The 18,523-nt window shown below is 34.8% G+C and carries 19 protein-coding genes, 2 tRNA genes and 1 pseudogene; 10 read left to right on the plus strand and 12 right to left on the minus strand.

Annotated features, from left to right (window positions below):
- Window positions 1-25 precede the first annotated feature (25 nt).
- Window positions 26-1,939 carry an ATP-dependent helicase gene (locus JKF54_RS03700; RefSeq protein ID WP_211907595.1) on the minus strand — a complete coding sequence of 638 codons (1,914 nt, stop codon included), beginning with the start codon at window positions 1,937-1,939 and terminating at the stop codon, window positions 26-28.
- 128 nt (window positions 1,940-2,067) lie between these two features.
- Complete coding sequence (locus tag JKF54_RS06445; RefSeq protein ID WP_444875949.1) at window positions 2,068-2,316, minus strand: WD_0964 family protein; 249 nt, start codon at window positions 2,314-2,316, stop codon at window positions 2,068-2,070.
- A 381-nt stretch (window positions 2,317-2,697) separates the two neighbouring features.
- Between JKF54_RS06445 and JKF54_RS03710 the strand changes: the two genes are divergently transcribed.
- From JKF54_RS03710 to ccmE, 8 genes are read left to right on the plus strand one after another with little or no spacing between them, the layout of a single operon-like run.
- Window positions 2,698-3,285: an NADH-quinone oxidoreductase subunit J gene (locus JKF54_RS03710; protein ID WP_211907596.1), complete on the plus strand. Its 588-nt coding sequence runs from the start codon at window positions 2,698-2,700 to the stop codon at window positions 3,283-3,285.
- Window positions 3,276-3,584 carry an NADH-quinone oxidoreductase subunit NuoK gene (nuoK, locus tag JKF54_RS03715; RefSeq protein ID WP_211907597.1) on the plus strand — a complete coding sequence of 103 codons (309 nt, stop codon included), beginning with the start codon at window positions 3,276-3,278 and terminating at the stop codon, window positions 3,582-3,584. Before JKF54_RS03710 ends, nuoK begins: the two co-directional genes overlap by 10 nt.
- A gap of 4 nt (window positions 3,585-3,588) precedes the next feature.
- Window positions 3,589-5,436: an NADH-quinone oxidoreductase subunit L gene (gene nuoL, locus JKF54_RS03720; protein WP_211907598.1), complete on the plus strand. Its 1,848-nt coding sequence runs from the start codon at window positions 3,589-3,591 to the stop codon at window positions 5,434-5,436.
- Window positions 5,437-5,439: 3 nt separating this feature from the next.
- Window positions 5,440-6,882, plus strand: coding sequence for a complex I subunit 4 family protein (locus JKF54_RS03725; RefSeq protein ID WP_211907599.1), 1,443 nt, complete (start codon window positions 5,440-5,442; stop codon window positions 6,880-6,882).
- Window positions 6,879-8,264, plus strand: a complete 1,386-nt coding sequence (locus JKF54_RS03730) for an NADH-quinone oxidoreductase subunit N (protein WP_211907600.1) — start codon at window positions 6,879-6,881, stop codon at window positions 8,262-8,264. The genes JKF54_RS03725 and JKF54_RS03730 overlap by 4 nt, the downstream gene beginning before the upstream one ends.
- A 4-nt stretch (window positions 8,265-8,268) precedes the next feature.
- Complete coding sequence (locus JKF54_RS03735) at window positions 8,269-9,105, plus strand: biotin--[acetyl-CoA-carboxylase] ligase (RefSeq protein WP_211907601.1); 837 nt, start codon at window positions 8,269-8,271, stop codon at window positions 9,103-9,105.
- Window positions 9,102-9,239, plus strand: coding sequence for a CcmD-like small membrane protein (locus JKF54_RS06890; RefSeq protein WP_444875946.1), 138 nt, complete (start codon window positions 9,102-9,104; stop codon window positions 9,237-9,239). The genes JKF54_RS03735 and JKF54_RS06890 overlap by 4 nt, the downstream gene beginning before the upstream one ends.
- Entirely contained in the window at window positions 9,223-9,615 is a 393-nt protein-coding gene (gene ccmE, locus JKF54_RS03740) for a cytochrome c maturation protein CcmE (protein WP_211907602.1), read from the plus strand. The genes JKF54_RS06890 and ccmE overlap by 17 nt, the downstream gene beginning before the upstream one ends.
- A gap of 110 nt (window positions 9,616-9,725) precedes the next feature.
- Here the strand turns inward: ccmE and JKF54_RS03745 are convergent.
- The 7 genes and pseudogenes from JKF54_RS03745 to JKF54_RS03765 all read right to left on the minus strand — a co-directional run bounded on the left by JKF54_RS03745 (window position 9,726) and on the right by JKF54_RS03765 (window position 13,668).
- Window positions 9,726-10,807 (minus strand): annotated as a pseudogene (locus JKF54_RS03745) (IS481 family transposase).
- 88 nt (window positions 10,808-10,895) lie between these two features.
- A complete protein-coding gene (locus tag JKF54_RS03750; RefSeq protein ID WP_211907603.1) occupies window positions 10,896-11,360 on the minus strand; it encodes a hypothetical protein in 465 nt (154 codons plus the stop codon).
- An 85-nt stretch (window positions 11,361-11,445) separates the two neighbouring features.
- Window positions 11,446-11,799, minus strand: coding sequence for a hypothetical protein (locus tag JKF54_RS03755; RefSeq protein ID WP_211907604.1), 354 nt, complete (start codon window positions 11,797-11,799; stop codon window positions 11,446-11,448).
- Window positions 11,800-11,880: 81 nt separating this feature from the next.
- Window positions 11,881-12,195: a hypothetical protein gene (locus JKF54_RS06450; RefSeq protein WP_246433113.1), complete on the minus strand. Its 315-nt coding sequence runs from the start codon at window positions 12,193-12,195 to the stop codon at window positions 11,881-11,883.
- Window positions 12,156-12,983: a magnesium transporter MgtE N-terminal domain-containing protein gene (locus JKF54_RS06455; protein ID WP_246433114.1), complete on the minus strand. Its 828-nt coding sequence runs from the start codon at window positions 12,981-12,983 to the stop codon at window positions 12,156-12,158. Before JKF54_RS06455 ends, JKF54_RS06450 begins: the two co-directional genes overlap by 40 nt.
- Window positions 12,926-13,366: a hypothetical protein gene (locus JKF54_RS06460; RefSeq protein WP_246433115.1), complete on the minus strand. Its 441-nt coding sequence runs from the start codon at window positions 13,364-13,366 to the stop codon at window positions 12,926-12,928. Before JKF54_RS06460 ends, JKF54_RS06455 begins: the two co-directional genes overlap by 58 nt.
- Window positions 13,367-13,592: 226 nt before the next feature.
- A tRNA-Ala gene (locus JKF54_RS03765) sits at window positions 13,593-13,668 on the minus strand.
- A gap of 299 nt (window positions 13,669-13,967) precedes the next feature.
- Between JKF54_RS03765 and JKF54_RS03770 the strand changes: the two genes are divergently transcribed.
- A tRNA-Lys gene (locus JKF54_RS03770) sits at window positions 13,968-14,040 on the plus strand.
- A gap of 17 nt (window positions 14,041-14,057) precedes the next feature.
- Window positions 14,058-15,311: an NADH-quinone oxidoreductase subunit NuoF gene (nuoF, locus tag JKF54_RS03775; RefSeq protein ID WP_211907605.1), complete on the plus strand. Its 1,254-nt coding sequence runs from the start codon at window positions 14,058-14,060 to the stop codon at window positions 15,309-15,311.
- 22 nt (window positions 15,312-15,333) lie between these two features.
- Here the strand turns inward: nuoF and infC are convergent, their stop codons facing one another.
- From infC to nuoI, 3 genes are all read right to left on the minus strand, one after another.
- On the minus strand, window positions 15,334-15,852 hold the full coding sequence (infC, locus tag JKF54_RS03780; protein WP_108784434.1) for a translation initiation factor IF-3: 519 nt from the start codon (window positions 15,850-15,852) through the stop codon (window positions 15,334-15,336).
- Window positions 15,853-15,864: 12 nt separating this feature from the next.
- Window positions 15,865-17,766 (minus strand): threonine--tRNA ligase, encoded by a 1,902-nt coding sequence (thrS, locus tag JKF54_RS03785; RefSeq protein WP_211907606.1) that lies wholly within the window; start codon window positions 17,764-17,766, stop codon window positions 15,865-15,867.
- A gap of 185 nt (window positions 17,767-17,951) precedes the next feature.
- Complete coding sequence (gene nuoI, locus JKF54_RS03790) at window positions 17,952-18,434, minus strand: NADH-quinone oxidoreductase subunit NuoI (RefSeq protein WP_211908746.1); 483 nt, start codon at window positions 18,432-18,434, stop codon at window positions 17,952-17,954.
- Between the last annotated feature and the right edge of the window lie 89 nt (window positions 18,435-18,523).

The raw sequence follows: 18,523 nt of genomic DNA on the forward strand, positions 1-18,523 counted from the left end.
TGTCGTAAGAACTGCAGTTATAGCTTCAACAGTAGGCACTACTCTTTATCACCTCAACATTTTCTCTTGGCAGTTCTTTAATAAATCGAGAAGTGTGCATTGGTTGCCACTGATTATTAATTTCCCTCCTATCTGCACATGAAATGATTAACCTTTCTTTGGCTCTGGTTATGCCGACATATGCGAGTCTCCTTTCTTCTTCTAAAGCTTTACCACTTTTATCTTCAAAAGATCTTTGATGAGGAAATAATCCTTCTTCCCAACCAGGTAAAAACACACACGGAAATTCAAGCCCTTTAGCCGCATGAAGAGTCATAACATATACAGTGTCATCGCTATTCATATTATCCACTTCCATCACCAAACTAATATGCTCCAAGAAGGTTATAGTGCTGTCAAAATTCTTCAAAGATGAAATGAGCTCTTTAACATTTTCTATTCGCGCTAAACCCGTCACTCCTTCATTCTCAAGCATTTCCATATATCCTGATTGATTTGCTACGATTTTAACAAATTCATGCAGTGGTTTTACGCTTACTATTTCTTCCCAAGCTTTAATTTTATTTAAAAAATCATTTATTGAGAGTTTAATTCTTTCGGTTACTTGATCACTATTAACCAATATTTTTGCTGCCTGAAAAAAAGAAATTTTGTTATCCTGAGCAGTCGTGTATATTTTCTTTAGAGTTGTAGCTCCTATGCTTCTTTTGGGACGATTTACGATCCTTTCAAAAGCGAGATCATCATTATTATTTGTAACAAGTCTCAAATATGCAATTATATCCCTTATTTCTTGACGTTCGTAGAATTTTACGCCACTTATAATCCTATAGGGAATTGAATATTTTATAAAATACTCTTCGAACACTCTAGTTTGAAAAGTCGCTCTTACGAGCACTGCAATGTCACTAAATCTGTATTTATTGAGCTTTAATATCTGTTCGCTTATGAACCTTGCTTCAGCTTTCCCGTCCCATAATTTTATTAGATTTACCTTTTCCCCTTCAATGTTTGTTGTCCACAACTTTTTTTCTAAGCGAGTCTTATTGTGATTGATAACATATGATGCAGTTGCAAGTATGTGGGATGTTGACCTGTAGTTACACTCCAGTTTAACGGTTTTTGCATTTTTAAAATCATCGGAAAATTTCAAAATATTTTCAACTTCTGCACCACGCCAACTGTATATCGATTGATCGTCATCTCCTACACAACAAATATTTGAGTGCTCTTTTGCAAGGTATTTTAGCCAAAGATATTGTATTGCATTTGTATCTTGATATTCATCTACCATGATATATTTAAACTTGTTTTGGTAGTAGGATAGAACCTCGGTCTTTTGATTAAAGAGTTGTATGTTATATAGCAATAAGTCACCAAAATCGACAGAGTTAAGGAATTTTAACCTTTCCTGATACTGGTGATAGACTTTGAGTGCAGTTACGTACACTGGCCTAAATGATTGAACGTCTTCCACTTCGAATGGCAGTAAACACTTCTCTTTCCATTGCTGAATAATATTCATAATGGTCTTACATTTTTCTGATAGGTAATCAGGGCTGATTTCATTCATGATGTTTTTTATTACCTGTAATTGGTCATCCACACCAATAATTGTAAAATTGGAATTTAGCCCCACGACTTCAGCATGATGACGTAGAATTTTTGCTGCAATTGCATGGAAAGTGCCAAGCCATGGTATGTTTGTGCCCGTGAGTTCAAGCACTCTTGATATCATTTCATTTGCTGCTTTGTTCGTGAATGTAACTGCTAATATTTCATCAGAATAAGCGTGACCGTTTCTAATTATGTGCGCTATTCTTGAAGTAATCGTTCTTGTTTTTCCCGTTCCCGCCCCTGCCAGTATCAAAATTGGCCCATTTAAGTTAGTTACAGCTAATTGTTGCTCTGGATTTAACAGTGAGAGATAATCGTTCATTGAAGCCCTATAGACTATAACTCCGTAAAGTTAAACCTATGATCCAAATATTGTAAAGATTTTATTGAATAGAACAGTTTAAAGAATGCTTCACTCAAGTACTACATATTTAAACGTAGGTTTTTTATCTATCTTGTTTTAGTAGCTTCAGGTGTATGTCGAGTAACAACAACTTGATTTGAGGTATTGGCACTAGAGCTTCTGCTTGTTGGGTGGATAGGTGGAGTTTTGAATGGCTTAGGCTTACGATTCAGTTCCTTCATCTCTATTTCCTCAGCTTTAACAGGAAGTTTTTCTGGAACATAGAAGTTATGCATTTCAGGTCGTTCAGTGAGATTTTCATATGTTTCTTTCAACCAAGCTCCGATATCATATATAAACCCATATGCTTTTTCTTTAAATTCTCTCCATGATCTGCCTAAACTGGCTAGTGTATTTTATTGAAGTAAATTGTCACATAATCTCTTGTGGTATATTGATAACTCTCTCTATTTAATTTTTCACTTTGCTTGTCACAAGTTTTGAAGTAACCAAATATGTTATACATTTTGAGCTATGACTAACTATTAACATGCATATATTATACATTAATAAATTAAAATTGTCAAGAGTGCTTGTGTGACTGAGGAAATGCTCTATATAATAATTTAAAATGGAGCTGAAGCTTGTAGTACAATGTTTTTAAACGTTTAATATAATATTGACTTTACGGCAATAATTATTTTAAGTTAGTAACTATTGTTGCAGTTAAAGTATCGATGCCTTTTTTCTTTTGTTTTTTCGCAATTCTTAGCATTTTATCTGCTGTTTGTGTAATTAGCGTAAGGAATCCTGTGCATGCAGTATTATTTTTAATTTTCACCTTCGTTAACTCTGCAGTGCTTTTTATTCTCCTTGGAGCTGAATTCATTGCTATGATGGTGCTGATAGTATACATCGGTGCAGTTGCAGTGTTATTCCTCTTTGTAGTCATGATGCTCGATATCGACTACATAAGATTGCATCAGGGTTTTGCAAAGCATTTCACTCTTGGTGCTATATTATGTGTTGTGTTTTTTCTAATCATCAGCTTTGTAATTCGCAGCTCAGCACCGAATATAAGCAATGTTATAAACTATAATACCAATAACGTGAAAGCTATCGGTAATTTGCTTTACACTGACTACATGTACGCTTTTCATCTTTCTGGTATTCTGCTGCTTTTTGCAATTGTTGGTGCAATTGCTCTTACTTTGCAGGAAAAGAAAAAAGGAGTTAGAAAACAGAACGTGTTAAAGCAATTGACACAATCTTCATCTGTAAAATTGATTAAGGCTAAATTTGGAAAAGGAGTGGAATGGAAATAGGATTAAATCACTTTTTGATAATTGCTGCTGTTTTGTTCACTATTGGAGTGTGTGGTATTTTCATCAACCGTAAGAGCATAATCAACATACTGTTATCAATAGAAATATTATTGCTGGCGATTAACATCAATTTAGTTGCTTTTTCTGCCTTTATGAATGATATAGTTGGGCAAATTTTTGTGATGTTTGTGTTGACTGTTGCAGCAGCAGAGTCAGGAGTTGCGCTTGCAATATTGGTTGTATATTATAGAAACCGTGGGAATATAGATGTTAAACAAGCGAACTTAATGAAAGAATGAAAGTATGATGGATATACTGAAATTAATAGTATTTTTGCCACTCTTTGGTTCGCTATTTGCAGCACTTTTTAGAAAAAGTCAGTTAGTTACAACGGCAGGGATTGGAATATCTGCAGTTTTATCTTGGTATGTTTTTCTCACCTTCTCTGAAAATTATCACTTGAGTTTATTTCCTCTATTTTCATTAAGTGTATTAAAAGTAAATTGGGCAATTAGTGTGGATGCTCTCTCATCCTTAATGCTTATTGTCATTACCACCGTTTCACTAGTAGTCCACCTCTATTCTATCGGTTATATGGAGCATGAAAAAGGGAAGTCGAGGTTTTTTTCTTACCTATCGCTATTTACGTTTTGCATGATTGTGCTGGTTGTAAGCGATAATTTCGTGCAGCTTTTTTTTGGCTGGGAAGGGGTTGGCCTGTGTTCTTATTTACTCATAGGATTTTGGTTCCAAAAATATTCTGCAAATAATGCAGCAATTAAAGCATTTGTTGTGAATAGGGTAGGAGACTTTGCACTATTGATTGGAATCTTTCTTATTTATTATACATTTCACTCTTTGAATTTTACTGAAGTTTTTGATACAACTGATCTTCTTGGCACGCAGAACATTAGAGCATTCTGCTGTAAATTCAAAGTAACTCATATAATATGCATATTACTTTTTATTGGCTGTATGGGTAAATCTGCACAGCTTGGTTTACATGTTTGGTTGCCAGATGCAATGGAAGGGCCAACCCCTGTTTCTGCACTCATTCACGCAGCAACGATGGTAACAGCAGGTATATTTTTAGTAGCAAAATGTTCTCCATTATTTGAGCTATCAAATGTGGCACGAGAATTAATAGTTATTGTTGGGGCACTTACTGCTTTCTTTGCAGCTACGGTTGCGATTACTCAGAACGATATAAAAAAAATAATTGCTTATTCAACCTGCAGTCAACTTGGTTATATGTTCATGGCATGTGGGCTTTCTGCTTACAATGTTGCTATTTTTCATTTAATGACACACGCTTTTTTTAAAGCTCTACTATTTCTTGGTGCTGGCAATGTGATTCATGCAATGCATCATGAGCAAAACATTCAGAAAATGGGAAATTGCTGGAAGAAAATCCCTTGCACTTATACTCTCATGTGGATTGGATCTCTTGGGCTTTCTGGAATATTTCCATTTGCAGGTTTTTACTCAAAGGATTTGATAATTGAACATGCTTATAGCACGGATAGCTTTGCTTTTGTAATAAGCTTAGTTGTTGCATTCTTCACAGCGTTTTACTCTTGGAGGTTATTGCTTCTTGTGTTCCACAGCCAAAAACAAAGTAAAATTAATATACATGAGGCACCAAAGATTATGCTTATACCATTACTGATACTCGCTTTTGGATCAGTATTTTCTGGAATATGGGGAGCAAATATTTTGAACATAACTAGTAATGCGTTTTGGAAATCAAGTTTAGTGATGATTGATGAGCATAGAGTTCATAATTTCTTTATAAAACTACTGCCAACCTTAGCAAGCCTAAGTGGAATAGCACTTGCGTACCTAATTTACCAATATCAAGTAATTAGGCAAATTAAGAGTAAATTTTTACTTAAGTTTTTGCAGAATAAATGGTACTTTGATGAGGTGTATGAGTTTGTTATAATTGCACCGATAAGGTTTATATCTAGGCTTCTATGGAAGTTTGATGTTAAGGCTATTGATTCATTTGGACCAAATGGTGTTGTAAGGTTGGTTAATGAATGTTCAAAAAGTTCTATAAAGTTACAAACTGGTTATATATTTGATTATGCATTTATTATGTTTGTTACTTTAATAATCGGTGCTTTATATATTATTGGAATTAAATAGAAGGTGTTGTTACTTAGTATATTCTTGCTTCCACTGATAGGAGCGTTGATTTTATCCTCGATCAGGATTAATCATCAATCTATACACTTAAGATTCCTTGCCCTATTTTTTGCTGTACTTCCATTTTTGCTTAGCATTGTAGCTTGTATAGAATTTGATTATAACAATACGGACTTTCAGTTTGTCAGCTATCCAGTAAGAGATATTGGAATAGGGGTGGATGGAATATCGTTGCTTTTCCTTCTGCTTACAACTTTCTTGTTTGTTATTTGTATGCTCTATAATTGCAAAATGAGTTATACGACCCTAAAAGCCTATATGGCATTATTTCTACTGCTTGAGAGTTTTGTAGTCGGTTTTTTCGTTTCACTGAATGCTATAAGCTTTTATGTGTTTTTTGAAGCTGTCTTAATACCAATGTTCTTTATTATTGGCATTTGGGGAGGGAAGCAAAGGATATATGCGACGTTTAAGTTATTTCTTTATACATTAACTGGTTCATTATTATTTCTACTTGGGTTAGTATACGTCTATAGTGTTTTTGGAACGTTTAGTATACAAAAATTAGCTACATTAGTGCCAAGCCTTGATCTTGAAGTGCAGTCATTGCTATGGATTGCATTTTTTATTTCTTTTGCAATAAAAGTACCGATGTTTCCATTTCACACTTGGCTTCCTGATGCACATGTGCAATCACCAACTTCTGGGTCTGTGATTTTAGCTGGCTTGCTTATTAAAATGGGGGGATATGGATTTTTAAGGTTTTCTATTCCAATGCTTCCTCAGGCAAGTTTGTATTTTTCAAATTTCGTTGTTGTGCTGAGCATTATTGCGGTGATATATGCTTCTCTAGTTGCGTTTGCTCAAGATGATATAAAGAAGTTAATAGCTTATTCTTCAATAGCACATATGGGGATCGTTACCGCTGGCCTCTTTTCATTTTGTGAGGAAGGAGTACTGGGTAGCATATTTCAAATGATTAGTCATGGCCTTATTTCTGCTGCTTTATTTTTGTGTGTTGGAATGCTATATACTCGAACTGGAACTTTGGAGATTGCAAAGTATTTTGGCATAGTAAACACAATGCCAAAATTTGGTTTTATGTTCATTTTATTTTCAATGGCTTCAATAGGGCTACCTGGAACATCTGGATTCATAGGTGAGTTTTTGGCTATGGTTGGAATGTTTAAGAGCATAGGGTTTTTTACAGGATTTATCGCACTTGGCACTATTTTAAGCGCAGTTTATATGCTGAATTTATGTAAGCAAATAATATGGGGGGTTAGCTATTCTAAATTATTAAATAATCGCTTGGATAGCATAGAATTTTCTATCTTAATTCTGCTTGCAGTGTTTGTTATTTTGCTTGGATTCTACCCAACCCTTGCACTGAATTATTTGAAGCCATGTATGGCAAATTTGTTAATCAAATATAATGCGCTATGAATTATATACAGATATTGCCGGAAACGTTCTCTATTATCTCCTCGTTAGTGTTGCTACTGCTTGGAATTATATTTAACCGCCGAACTATCAACTTATTAGCACTTGGCTGCACAGTGGTAACTTTGATTATTTTAATTCTTTCGGCAGAAAACAATGAAATTTTTCTCTTTAATTCGTTGTTAAAACTCAATTTATACATCAGGTCAGCCCAAGGGTTAATTCTCAGCACAGGAATTTTAATACTTTTGATGCTGAATTTATCAAAATATGACTATAAATATGAATTTTCAATATTGATTCTTTTTGCGCTATTTGGCATGGTAACTTTGGTTTCAGCAAATAGTCTGATTTCTTTTTATTTAGCTTTTGAGTTGATGAGTATATCTTTGTATGTTCTTGCGAGCTTTAATAAAGATTCAGCTTATTCATGTGAAGCAGGAGTGAAATATTTTACACTTAGTGCACTATCTTCCTGCATTATGCTATATGGAATGTCGCTGCTTTATGGATATACAGGACAAGTCAATTTCTCTGAGCTCGGTTCATTCTTGCAAAACCATCAGATAACTTATGGAATAGTTTTTGGGTTAGTTTTTATCCTTATTGGTTTGTGTTTCAAGCTTGCTATTGCTCCTTTTCATATGTGGGCTCCAGATGTCTATCAAGGTGCACCTACCATAGTAACTGCGTTTTTTTCTACGGCCCCAAAAGCTACACTTGTAACATTTTTAATTCGATTGATGAATGAAGAGTTAGTAAATGTAAAAAGTTATGTTCAGCCTATTTTCTTATACGTTTCAGCATTGTCTGTGCTTATCTCAGCTTTTGGGGCCTTGCATCAGCAAAACTTAAAAAGGCTGTTTGCTTACAGTTCAATTGGTCACATTGGTTTTATATTTGCTTCACTTTCTATTTTTACACAAGCAGGAATAGGTAGTGCCTTAATGTATCTGGTGATATATATCATCACAAGCATAGGGCTATTCTCATATCTCGTACAAATTGACGATGATGATTGCAATATCGCAAACTTGTCTGGTATAGGAAAAAAGCAACCAATTTTAGCATTCCATCTTTCTATACTATTACTCTCGATGTCAGGAATACCTCCACTTGCAGGTTTTATCGCTAAATTTTTTATATTCAAAAGTTTAATAAATTCTGGCTTTATCAGCCTGTCTTTGATCCTTGTAATAGCGAGTGTGATATCATGCTACTATTATTTAAATATCATGAAAGTTATGTATTTTGATAAAGCTAGTGGTAATAAGGTTGCTTATTCTAGGGGTCTATTCATTATCACTTCAGTGGTTTCACTGATCAATCTCGTTCTTTTCTTGTATGTAGAAGATCTTGACTCACTCATTAAACTAAAGGGCTGACAAGGTGATCCTTGAAGGTTTTCGTATTTATCATTACAAAGAAGTTCCAAGTACTAATAAAGAAGCATTGGGTTTAATTGAGAAAGGGATATCTAATGAAACTATTATTATTGCCGATAAACAAGCAGAAGGCAGGGGACGCACTGGAAAAAGCTGGATTTCTCCAGAGGGTAATCTCTATGCAAGTTTGATAATTAACCAAGAAAAGAATGTCAGCAAATTGACAGAATTGACTTTTGTGACTGCTCTTGCTGTTGGAAATACTTTATTATCGTTAAATTTCTTGAATAATCAAACCCACTGCGGTGTCATTCCAGTGCGTGACACTGGAATCCATACTTTCTCTTCTGGATCCCAGTGTCAAAGCACTGGGATGACAAGAGATCAATTCATAAACGATCTCAATCTTCAACATAAATGGCCAAATGACATTCTAATCGATGGCAAGAAAATAAGCGGAATATTGCTTGAAAAAAAATCCAATTCAAATTGGCTCATTATAGGAATTGGAATTAATGTCAATCATGCGCCACTTCCAGGCACAACGTGCATTAGCAATTACGGTGAATCTGTGTCTTACATGGATCTGTTAAAAGAATTAATAATAAACTTTAATAAGCTAAGAAAGCAATGGCTATTTGATGGGTTTTATGCTATAAGAGAAATGTGGTTAAAAAAAGCATTCAAAATGAATGAGCAAATCAGTGTAAAGTTAGCTGACAAATTGTATGAAGGAATTTTTGCTGATATAGATAAAAGTGGTAAATTGGTATTGCAGCAAAAGGATGGAAGCTTAATTTATTTTGATGCAGGTGAGTTATTTATTGGCAGTGCATTATGAATACGTATGTAATTTTTGCTTACCTTATTAGTTTTACGTTGATTACCGGAGAACTGATCCTTACCATTTCTTGCTATACTAAAAGTAAAAAAATTCTAAAAAGCCTGAAAGATAATAATGAAGAAGAAACATAAGCGATTAATTATAACTTTAGGAATTTTCTGCTTTTTAAGCTGCATAGTCTTTTTTATTTTAACAACGCTCAAAGAAAATATCTCATTTTTCTATACAGTAAGTGAAGCCATAGTCTTGCCAAATAATCAAAAGCCAATCCGTGTTGGTGGAATGGTTGTTGAAAATAGCGTGATACGGAGCGAAAGCGAAGTGATTTTTCAAATGACAGATTTTAATAAGAGCATTATGGTGAAATATCAGGGAATACTTCCACCAATGTTTTCAGAAAAAAGTGGTGTTGTTGTGCAAGGTAAAATATTTAATAATAGTACCTTTCTTGCAAATACGGTGTTTGCAAAACATGATGAGAACTATATGCCGAAAGTTTTAAAATAGATTCCCTAATGCAGCTGTATTGAAACGATATGTAGAGAGAGTAACAGCCTGCTAGCAAGCTGTTACTCTCCTAACTTGTAATAGTTTAGACTTGATCTGACAGGCATGAATTATCTGACAGAAGAATTGACAAAGTCAAAACCGATATCAGCATCCTGTTTAATGCTATCAATATTTTTCTGATAAGCAATATGCATACTATCAAAAAAGGTTTGCATAGGCATAGCAATATTTACCTGAATGTGGTCTAGATCTATTGTAAGAATGCACCCAATGGTCTACGTCTAACTGAAGTTCTGCCAAAGAGGTGTAAATTTTCTTTCTAAAGATAATATTGTAACATTCATCTTGCATAGTTCTATGGAACCTTTCACATATGCCATTAGTCTGTGGAGAACGAGCTTTGGTTCGAGAATGATCAATATTTTCTACCCCTAAATATAGCTGGTAAACGTGATTTTCAGGTCTGCCACAATACTCTGTACCACGATCCGTCAAAACACGTAGCAATGATACTTTCTGTTCATCAAAGAACGGTACTACCCTATCATTAAGAAGATCTGCAGCTGTGATAGCAGTCCTTTCTGTGTAAAGCTTAGCAAAAGCAACTCTGGAATAGGTATCAACAAAGGTTTGCTGGTAAATTCGTCCAATACCTTTGATATTACCAACATAATAACTGTCTTGGCTACCTAAGTATCCTGGATGCTCTGTTTCAATTTCTCCATGGGCCTCTTTATTCTTCCTTAGCCTTTTCTAGAGCTGTTATCTGTTCTTCTGTTAAAATGATACCATCCTGAGCTACTTTTGCTTCTAATGCCTTTAACCTCTTTTTAAAATTTTCAAGATCGTTTCTTTGCCACACTGATCTTATTCCACTTGCAGAGATGAGAATTCCTCTCTTTTTCAGTTCGTTTGCTGCTCTTTCTTGTCCGTATGCTGGAAACTCTATTGCTATTTCAACTACTGCTTTTTCTATATCCTCCGACACTCTATTTGCATACAATGGCTTGCTTTTGCTTATCTCGTGTAAAGCCTCTTCTCCTCCTGTTTCATACAGTTCTTTGAAGCGGTAAAATGTATCCCTTGAATATCCCATTACTTTACACGCCTGTGATACATTTCCTAATTGCTTTGCAAGTTCTAGCAATCCCAACTTTGGTTTTAGTATTTTTTCTTGTGTTGTATTCATATCTGACACTCCTTTAAAACTTGTTTATATTTTTATCTTACTTTGTTTGCTTGTCAGATCAAGTCTAAACTATTATATCCCCCCCCTACTATAATATATCAGAGTGAGTTGGTGCTTCCCATTCTACGTTATTATGGTCAATTATTGCTGCTTTTAATCCTTCAACTTCTCCCCTTAGGTGATCAAGTTCTTCTGCCCATGTTCTATAGTTTTTATTATTATCAATAAATCCATCCTGTTGAATTAACTCATTCAAATGAGATAAACCTTTGGCCAAGCGTTGGTTTGTATCAAGAGACTCTTTTCGAAGTTGTACTATGTTTTTCATAAGTGAGACATTCAAATTAGAAACAAACTTCTCATTTAAATCGTAGATTAACTTATCCATAACTTGATAGACGTAATGAATTGTTGCAATTTTATCTTCAATGTCCTCAAAGTTTGTGGGCTTAACTTTAACTTCTATATTGTCTATTTCTTCAAAGTTGAAATCGCTCATTTGGTTTATTGCTTCAAAGTTATTTTCGCTTTCTTGTTTACTGTTGTTACTCATATTAGCTCCATAAAATTTTAAAATCAACCCAGTTATATTGAAATGGTATGTACAACCTGCTAGCAAGCTGTTACTTTTTTACACCTTACAACATGTCATGATAGGGTGGTGCCTCCTCAGGTAACATATTATTTACTTGAGCTGTTAAATCTGCTAGATCTTTTTGTAATCCTTTACTTTTGTTGCATATAATATCTTGCAAACTTGCAACTTTATCTTGCTCTTCTTTTAACATACTATTCAACCTATTAATAAGTTGTTCATTAATATTATTAGCTAATTCATCAAATACTTTTTTAACAGTATCACCACTAACCGCTTTCTTAAAGTCCTGTATATCCTTACCACTACCTGTCTTAAGTTTAATAAGACCAAGAGCGCTTATAAGTTGTTCTTCATTATTAGCACTTTGTAAAAGGTTTTGCGAGTTCTCACTCATATAAATTACCTCCATAAATTATTAAAGTTTAAATTATTTTTTAGTTTCACATGCACACTGTTGATTTATCAATATCCAAGTTCACAATAAATGATCTGTTACTGCAAACTCAGCATTAACATCTTGAAGAACGTAAGTTGATGGATGTGCATCATTCCAATTTGCTTCACTCTCCTCAGGAAGCATTCGTTCAACCTTACTCATAAGGTCTTTCATTTTTTCATTTTGCTCATTAAATTTCTCCTTCAATGCATCAATAATAGCACTAGACTGATCTTTACTGCCAAGATCACCAATCACAGATATGACTTTCTCATGAGGCAGTTTGTGAATAATATCTTTAAGATCTTTTACATCTACGTTATCCAAAAGTTCTTTAAACTGCTCATGAGACATACTATGAGCAAAAGCTTTAAGTTTTTTTCTGGGTTGTTAGCTAAAGACTTAACAACCATCTGAATCTTATCAGAATCATCAGTTAACTCTCGAGCTACTATTGCAAGTTTCTCATGGTCTAGCTTATTAATTAAATTATGTAATTTATCTCCTTCTAACATTTTTACTAGAGTTGAAAGTCGATCTTTTAATGCTTCATGTAGAAGAGTGTTGAAAGCTTTCTCATCTGCATCTTTTATTAATTCTACAAACTGATCATTGCTCATTGTATTAATAACTTCCTGAAACTGATCCATTTTCAAGTGAGGGAAAATTTCTTTTACTTGATCTAGGTTAAAGTCTTTTACTAAGTTTGCAACCTGATCCTTATTTAATAAGGGGACTATTATTCCTAACTTTTTTGAATCCAATGTGTGAGTAAGGGCTTGTAATTGATGATTGGTTAGATGATCCACTAAAGCTAGGAATTGGTTGTCTGTTAAGTTCTCTGCTAAAGCCTGCAACTGGTTTGAGCTCAACTTAGGAACGATTTTTTGTAGTTGCCCATCTGTTAAATTCTGTGCAAGAACCTGCAGTTGCTTGTTACTAAGAGAATTGGCAAAAGTCTTTAATTGATTTTCTGTAAGATCTTTGATGAAAGTTCTAGCAAACTCATCTGATAGTATTATCTCCTTGTGAGATGATATAATATAATTTATTTCCATTTGTTTCTGAGATAATATTGCCCGTTCTAGTGTTTCAGAATGCTGTGAATCAATAGCATTTCCCTGCTCATCTGAAAATAACATTTGTGGCTGTGATCATCCAACTCTTCCCATGTTAGATATTGATATTCTACTGGTCTCAAAAAAAGGATCGGGACTGAGTACTCAGGATCATTATGAAGAACGAAGTTTGCTTGCATTAATTTACCATCATAATATACAAAAGAGTAGCAATTGTCCAATGAATTATCACTTATTTGAACAAGATCTTTTCCGTTATCAATCAGGCATATAAGTGACATTGTATGCGATATTGTACACGTTGTTACATTCAATATTGGTTTTATAGTATCTTCACTATCTAATGGTTGAAGTTCAACTCTAGAAATCTTTTCAGTCCTTCTAGTAATATTTTTTAACTCTATACTATAAGTTTCAATCTTGTCAAATTCACTCCCAGGCACCATTTTAAAAACATGTTTTTTCCACTCATAGGTATTACCAAACCAATTTAATTATAGCTATTCTAACATTTATTGATTAATTTATTACTAAGTTGGCATGCATTAGAATTATAATAACAAACATCACTTGTGTTAGGAAAAGTTATAAGAAGAAGTAGGGATTTTTGGGAAAATAGATTAAAATAAGCTGTTTTGATAGGATTTATAGTATCCTAGGGATAATATAGATTGGTGGAGGCAAGCGGGATCGAACCGCTGACCTTCTGCGTGCAAAACAGATGCTCTACCAGCTGAGCTATGCCCCCAATTCTTGCTTAAAGCATAAATCACTCACGCTGAAATGCAAGAAATATTTATCTGTTATGCTATTACTCAATAGTGCGCAAACTCTGCAGTTATGTAAAATTCTCCATCTTTTTAGAGTTGTATCTCAGCTTTGCCAAATAAATCTGTTAATTAACAAGAAATTTTCCTTCAAAAATTTTCAATTAAATTATCACTAACGCAGTATATTATATAATTTATTTAACCACGCATGAAAATTTTAGTTTGATTAAAACAGATAAAAACTATATTACTGTTTAGTATATCTGAAAAATAAAATGATCCCGTAGCTCAGCCGGTAGAGCAACTGACTTTTAATCAGTGGGTCACGCGTTCGAATCGCGTCGGGATCACTTAGAATCTTAAAAGCATGCTAAAAGAACAGGACAAAATATTCACAAACTTAAATGGTAAAGAAACACCACTACTTGAGGGTGCAAAAAAACGTGGTAGTTGGCAAAAAACAAAGGAATTACTGGATTTAGGATCAGAAAAAATCATTGAGGAAGTAAAGAAATCTGGCTTGAGAGGTCGAGGGGGTGCAGGATTTTCTACTGGCCTTAAGTGGAGCTTTATGCCTAAAAATACTTCAAAAGCGTATTTAGTAGTCAATGCAGATGAGTCAGAACCTGGTACGTGTAAAGATAGAGATATATTACGATATGAGCCACATAAGTTACTTGAGGGAATTCTTCTAGCTGGCAGAGCGATCAGCGCATCAGTTGCATATATTTATATCAGGGGTGAATTTTATAATGAATATTTAGTTCTAAAAAAGGCACTTGAGGAAGCCTATAAAGAAAATTTAATTGGAAAAAATGCCTGCAAATCAGGTTATGATCTTGATGTATTCATTCACAGAGGTGCAGGAGCTTATATATGTGGAGAAGAAACAGGTCAACTTGAATCAATTGAAGGAAAAAAAGGCTTTCCTCGCATGAAACCTCCATTCCCTGCGGGTGTTGGACTTTTTGGCTACCCAACCACAATAAACAACGTTGAAACTATAGCCATGGTTCCAGATATTCTAAATCGCGGAGGAGAGTGGTTTGCATCTCTGGGTAAACCAAATAATACTGGCACTAAGGTCTTTTGCATTTCAGGGCATGTAAATAATCCATGTAATGTTGAAGAAGAGCTCGGAATTTCACTGCGTGAATTAATTGAAAAATACGCAGGTGGAGTGAGAGGAGGTTGGGATAATTTACTTGCTGTAATACCTGGTGGGTCTTCAGTCCCATTAATTCCAAAATCTATATGTGATACTATTGAAATGGATTTTGATTCATTAAGGGCTGCACAATCAGGGCTTGGTACTGCTGCTGTAATAGTGATGGATAAATCAACTGACATAATAGCTGCAATAGAAAGATTATCACATTTCTATATGCATGAGTCCTGCGGACAATGTACACCATGCCGTGAAGGCACTGGATGGATGTGGAGAATTATGAGAAGAATGGTAGCAGGAAATATTAAACCTGGTGAAGTAGATAAGCTACTTGACCTTACAACTCAAATAGAAGGGCATACAATTTGTGCACTTGGCGATGCTGCAGCTTGGCCAGTTCAAGGATTAATCAGACATTTTCGTCATATAATTGAAGAGAGGATAGTAACTTAACTTATACTTTTAAATGATTTTACTACTTAGCAGCTAAAGTTAAAGAATATTGATTTCCTTCCCTTTTAGGTGCTAATTCTACTTTTGCAATATCTTCAGCGTCTCTAATTAGCCGTTCTAATTTTTCCAGCCCAACTTCAGTGTTTATAAGCTCTCTCCCTCTAAATCTCATTGTGACTTTAATTCTATGTCCATGCACAAGAAAATCCCTTGCTTGACGCAATTTTGTTTCGTAGTCGTGATCACCAATATTAGGACCCAGTTTAATTTCTTTTATAGTTAATGTTTTTTGTTTCTTTTTTGCTTCACTTGCCTTCTTTTTTATATCATACTTTTGTTTGCTATAGTCCAGAATCTTACATACTGGAGGAGTTGAATCAGGTGCGATTTCTACCAAGTCTAAATTAACACTTTGTGCAACTTCCAAAGCTTGTTCTATTGGAACAATTCCGACCATTTCACCACTATGATCAACTAAGCGTACCTCCTTAGCTGTGATGAGTTCATTAATTCTGTTTTTATTGTTCTTTTTGACTTGCAAATTTTAGCTCCATTAATTCAAATTAATAATTTTTAACAGCAATTCAGTAGCATTCTCCAAAGAAAAAGACTCCTGTTTTTCCGATCCTAAATTTCTCACTGACACAGTTTTATTTGTAACTTCATTTTTGCCCATGATCCATAATATAGGTACCTTACTTGAACTATGCAAACGTATCTTATAGCTAATTTTTTCATTGGTCAAATCAGTTTTGATTCTCACACCTTGTTCTTTTAAAACGTTGCTGATTTCTGTAGCATAACCGTCAGCCTCATTTGTAATGGTCAGAATAGCAAGCTGTGTTGGAGCAAGCCAAACTGGAAATTTTCCTGCATAATTTTCTATTAAAATTCCAATAAAACGCTCAAAAGTTCCAAGAATTGCCCTATGTAACATGACAGGGTGATGCTTGTGCCCGTCTGCTCCTATATAAAAAGCTCCAAGCCGCTCCGGTAAAATAAAATCAACTTGCAACGTTCCACATTGCCAATTTCTACCTATTGCATCTTTCAAAACAAACTCTAACTTTGGACCATAAAATGCACCTTCACCAGGATTAAGTTCATAACTAAGCCCTGCTTCTTTAACTGCTTCAAGCAGTGCTCTTTCAGCTCTATCCCACACTTCATCATTACCTGATCTAGTATCTGGACGGTCTGAAAATTTCACAGAAATTTCATTGAACCCAAGTTCTGAATATACTTCTTTTAAAAGGTCACAAAACTTTACAGTTTCAGAATTCACTTGTTTTTCCATACAAAAAATATGTGCATCGTCTTGCGTAAAACCACGCACTCGCATCAGTCCATGCAATGAGCCTGAGCTTTCATTTCTATGGCATGTGCCAAACTCTGCCATACGTATCGGTAAATCACGATAGCTTCTGGTGTGAGAATTAAAAATCTGCACATGACAAGGGCAATTCATGGGTTTTATTGCTAGTTTTTTACTTTCAGATTCATCAATAATGAACATATTTTCACGAAACTTATCCCAGTGTCCCGATTTTTCCCACAGCTCTTTGCTTACTAAAATAGGGGTTTTTACCTCAAAGTAGCCATTGTTCATTAACTTTTTTCTGATGTAAGACTCAAGAACATTATATAAAGTATATCCCTGTTCATGCCAAAAAATCTGCCCAACAGCTTCCTCTTGAATGTGAAATAAGTCCATATCCTTAGCAATTTTGCGGTGGTCGCGTTTTTCTGCTTCCTCCAAACGTTTAAGATAAGTATTTAATTCATCCTTATTTCTCCACGCGGTGCCATATATTCTTTGCAACATTGGGCCCTTAGAATCGCCACGCCAGTATGCACCTGCTACTTTCATAAGTTTAAACGCTTTAACTCTGCCAGTTGATGGTGAGTGCGGACCACGACATAGGTCTACAAAGTTGCCTTGTTTATAAACAGTTAGGTTTTCGTTTTCTGGTATTGATGAGACAATATCAACCTTGTATCTTTCACCTATATCACTAAAGAAATCAATTGCCTGCTTACGAGTCCAAACTTCTCGGACGAATCTGTGGTTACTTTTTATAATTTCCTTCATTTTTTTTTCTATTGCAGTAAGATCGTCCGTGGTAAAGGCACGATCTGTAGCAAAATCATAGTAGAAACCATCTTGAATTGTTGGCCCGATAGTAATCTGAGTATTAGGAAAGAGCTCTTTTACTGCCTGTGCCATTATATGAGCAGCATCATGCCTTACTATATCTAAACCCGCTTCGTCACTCAGTTGTATTACCTCTATCTCTGTATCAGATTCAATTTCACGTGAGAGATCATACAACTCACCATTTACCTTAAAGGCAATTGCTTCTCTCAAAGCATCCGGTTGTAATATATCAAAGCCAGTGACTCTACCACTGTATTCTTTTACTTTTTGTTCGGCTAAAAAGGTAACTTTTATCATTCATTAGACCTTTTGTCATCCCAGTGCTTGACACTGGGATCCATGTTTCTTTCTTTTCTAGATTCCAGCGTCACGCGCTGGAATGACACCAAAAGGTGAGCTACTGATCTTTCAGTTAAATAACAGTTGTACAAGAGATCTATTACATACTTGCTGTAAGAAATTTTAATTGTTGACATACCTAGTTAATAATACGGCCTGTTCTTTTCTAACCTGAGTGCAATTGCTTCTTCCCAAACTTCACCATTACGCAATAGCTTTTCTTTATTGTACATTAGCTCCTCTCTTGTTTCAGTAGCAAATTCAAAGTTAGGACCCTCCACAATTGCATCAACTGGACATGCTTCTTGGCAAAGTCCGCAATATATGCATTTTGTCATGTCAATATCATAGCGTGTGGTGCGGCGACTACTGTCTTCTCTTTCCTCTGCTTCAATAACTATTGCTTGAGCAGGGCAGATAACTTCGCATAACTTACAAGCTATGCATCGTTCTTCACCATTTGGATACCTACGCAACGCATGCTCACCACGAAACCTTGGACTTAAAGGGCCCTTCTCTATAGGATACCTCAAAGTAACCTTTGGTTTAAACATATATTTTAATGTAATAACAAACCCTTTAATTAACTCTACAAAAGACCAGTACCAAGCTAATTTCTTGAGCATAAAATATTTAAAACTTGTGTCAGTCATTATAAATCATATTATCAGTTTTCAAAATAAATATTTTCACCTGGGTGACTTTTTAGGTATTT

The sequence above is a fragment of the Wolbachia endosymbiont of Spodoptera picta genome, from assembly GCF_018141665.1.
Taxonomy (GTDB): domain Bacteria; phylum Pseudomonadota; class Alphaproteobacteria; order Rickettsiales; family Anaplasmataceae; genus Wolbachia.

Excerpts from the sequence above, each read along its gene's own strand:
- JKF54_RS06455 (WP_246433114.1), bottom strand. The coding sequence starts at position 12,983 with ATGTTATTTTCAGATGAGCAGGGAAATGCTATTGATTCACAGCATTCT.
- JKF54_RS06460 (WP_246433115.1), bottom strand. The coding sequence starts at position 13,366 with ATGGTGCCTGGGAGTGAATTTGACAAGATTGAAACTTATAGTATAGAG.
- JKF54_RS03750 (WP_211907603.1), bottom strand. The coding sequence starts at position 11,360 with ATGAGTAACAACAGTAAACAAGAAAGCGAAAATAACTTTGAAGCAATA.
- JKF54_RS03710 (WP_211907596.1), top strand. The coding sequence starts at position 2,698 with ATGCCTTTTTTCTTTTGTTTTTTCGCAATTCTTAGCATTTTATCTGCT.
- JKF54_RS03755 (WP_211907604.1), bottom strand. The coding sequence starts at position 11,799 with ATGAGTGAGAACTCGCAAAACCTTTTACAAAGTGCTAATAATGAAGAA.
- thrS (WP_211907606.1), bottom strand. The coding sequence starts at position 17,766 with ATGATAAAAGTTACCTTTTTAGCCGAACAAAAAGTAAAAGAATACAGT.
- nuoL (WP_211907598.1), top strand. The coding sequence starts at position 3,589 with ATGATGGATATACTGAAATTAATAGTATTTTTGCCACTCTTTGGTTCG.
- nuoF (WP_211907605.1), top strand. The coding sequence starts at position 14,058 with ATGCTAAAAGAACAGGACAAAATATTCACAAACTTAAATGGTAAAGAA.
- JKF54_RS03700 (WP_211907595.1), bottom strand. The coding sequence starts at position 1,939 with ATGAACGATTATCTCTCACTGTTAAATCCAGAGCAACAATTAGCTGTA.
- JKF54_RS06890 (WP_444875946.1), top strand. The coding sequence starts at position 9,102 with ATGAATACGTATGTAATTTTTGCTTACCTTATTAGTTTTACGTTGATT.
- JKF54_RS06450 (WP_246433113.1), bottom strand. The coding sequence starts at position 12,195 with ATGTCTCATGAGCAGTTTAAAGAACTTTTGGATAACGTAGATGTAAAA.
- ccmE (WP_211907602.1), top strand. The coding sequence starts at position 9,223 with ATGAAGAAGAAACATAAGCGATTAATTATAACTTTAGGAATTTTCTGC.
- nuoK (WP_211907597.1), top strand. The coding sequence starts at position 3,276 with ATGGAAATAGGATTAAATCACTTTTTGATAATTGCTGCTGTTTTGTTC.
- nuoI (WP_211908746.1), bottom strand. The coding sequence starts at position 18,434 with ATGCTCAAGAAATTAGCTTGGTACTGGTCTTTTGTAGAGTTAATTAAA.
- JKF54_RS03730 (WP_211907600.1), top strand. The coding sequence starts at position 6,879 with ATGAATTATATACAGATATTGCCGGAAACGTTCTCTATTATCTCCTCG.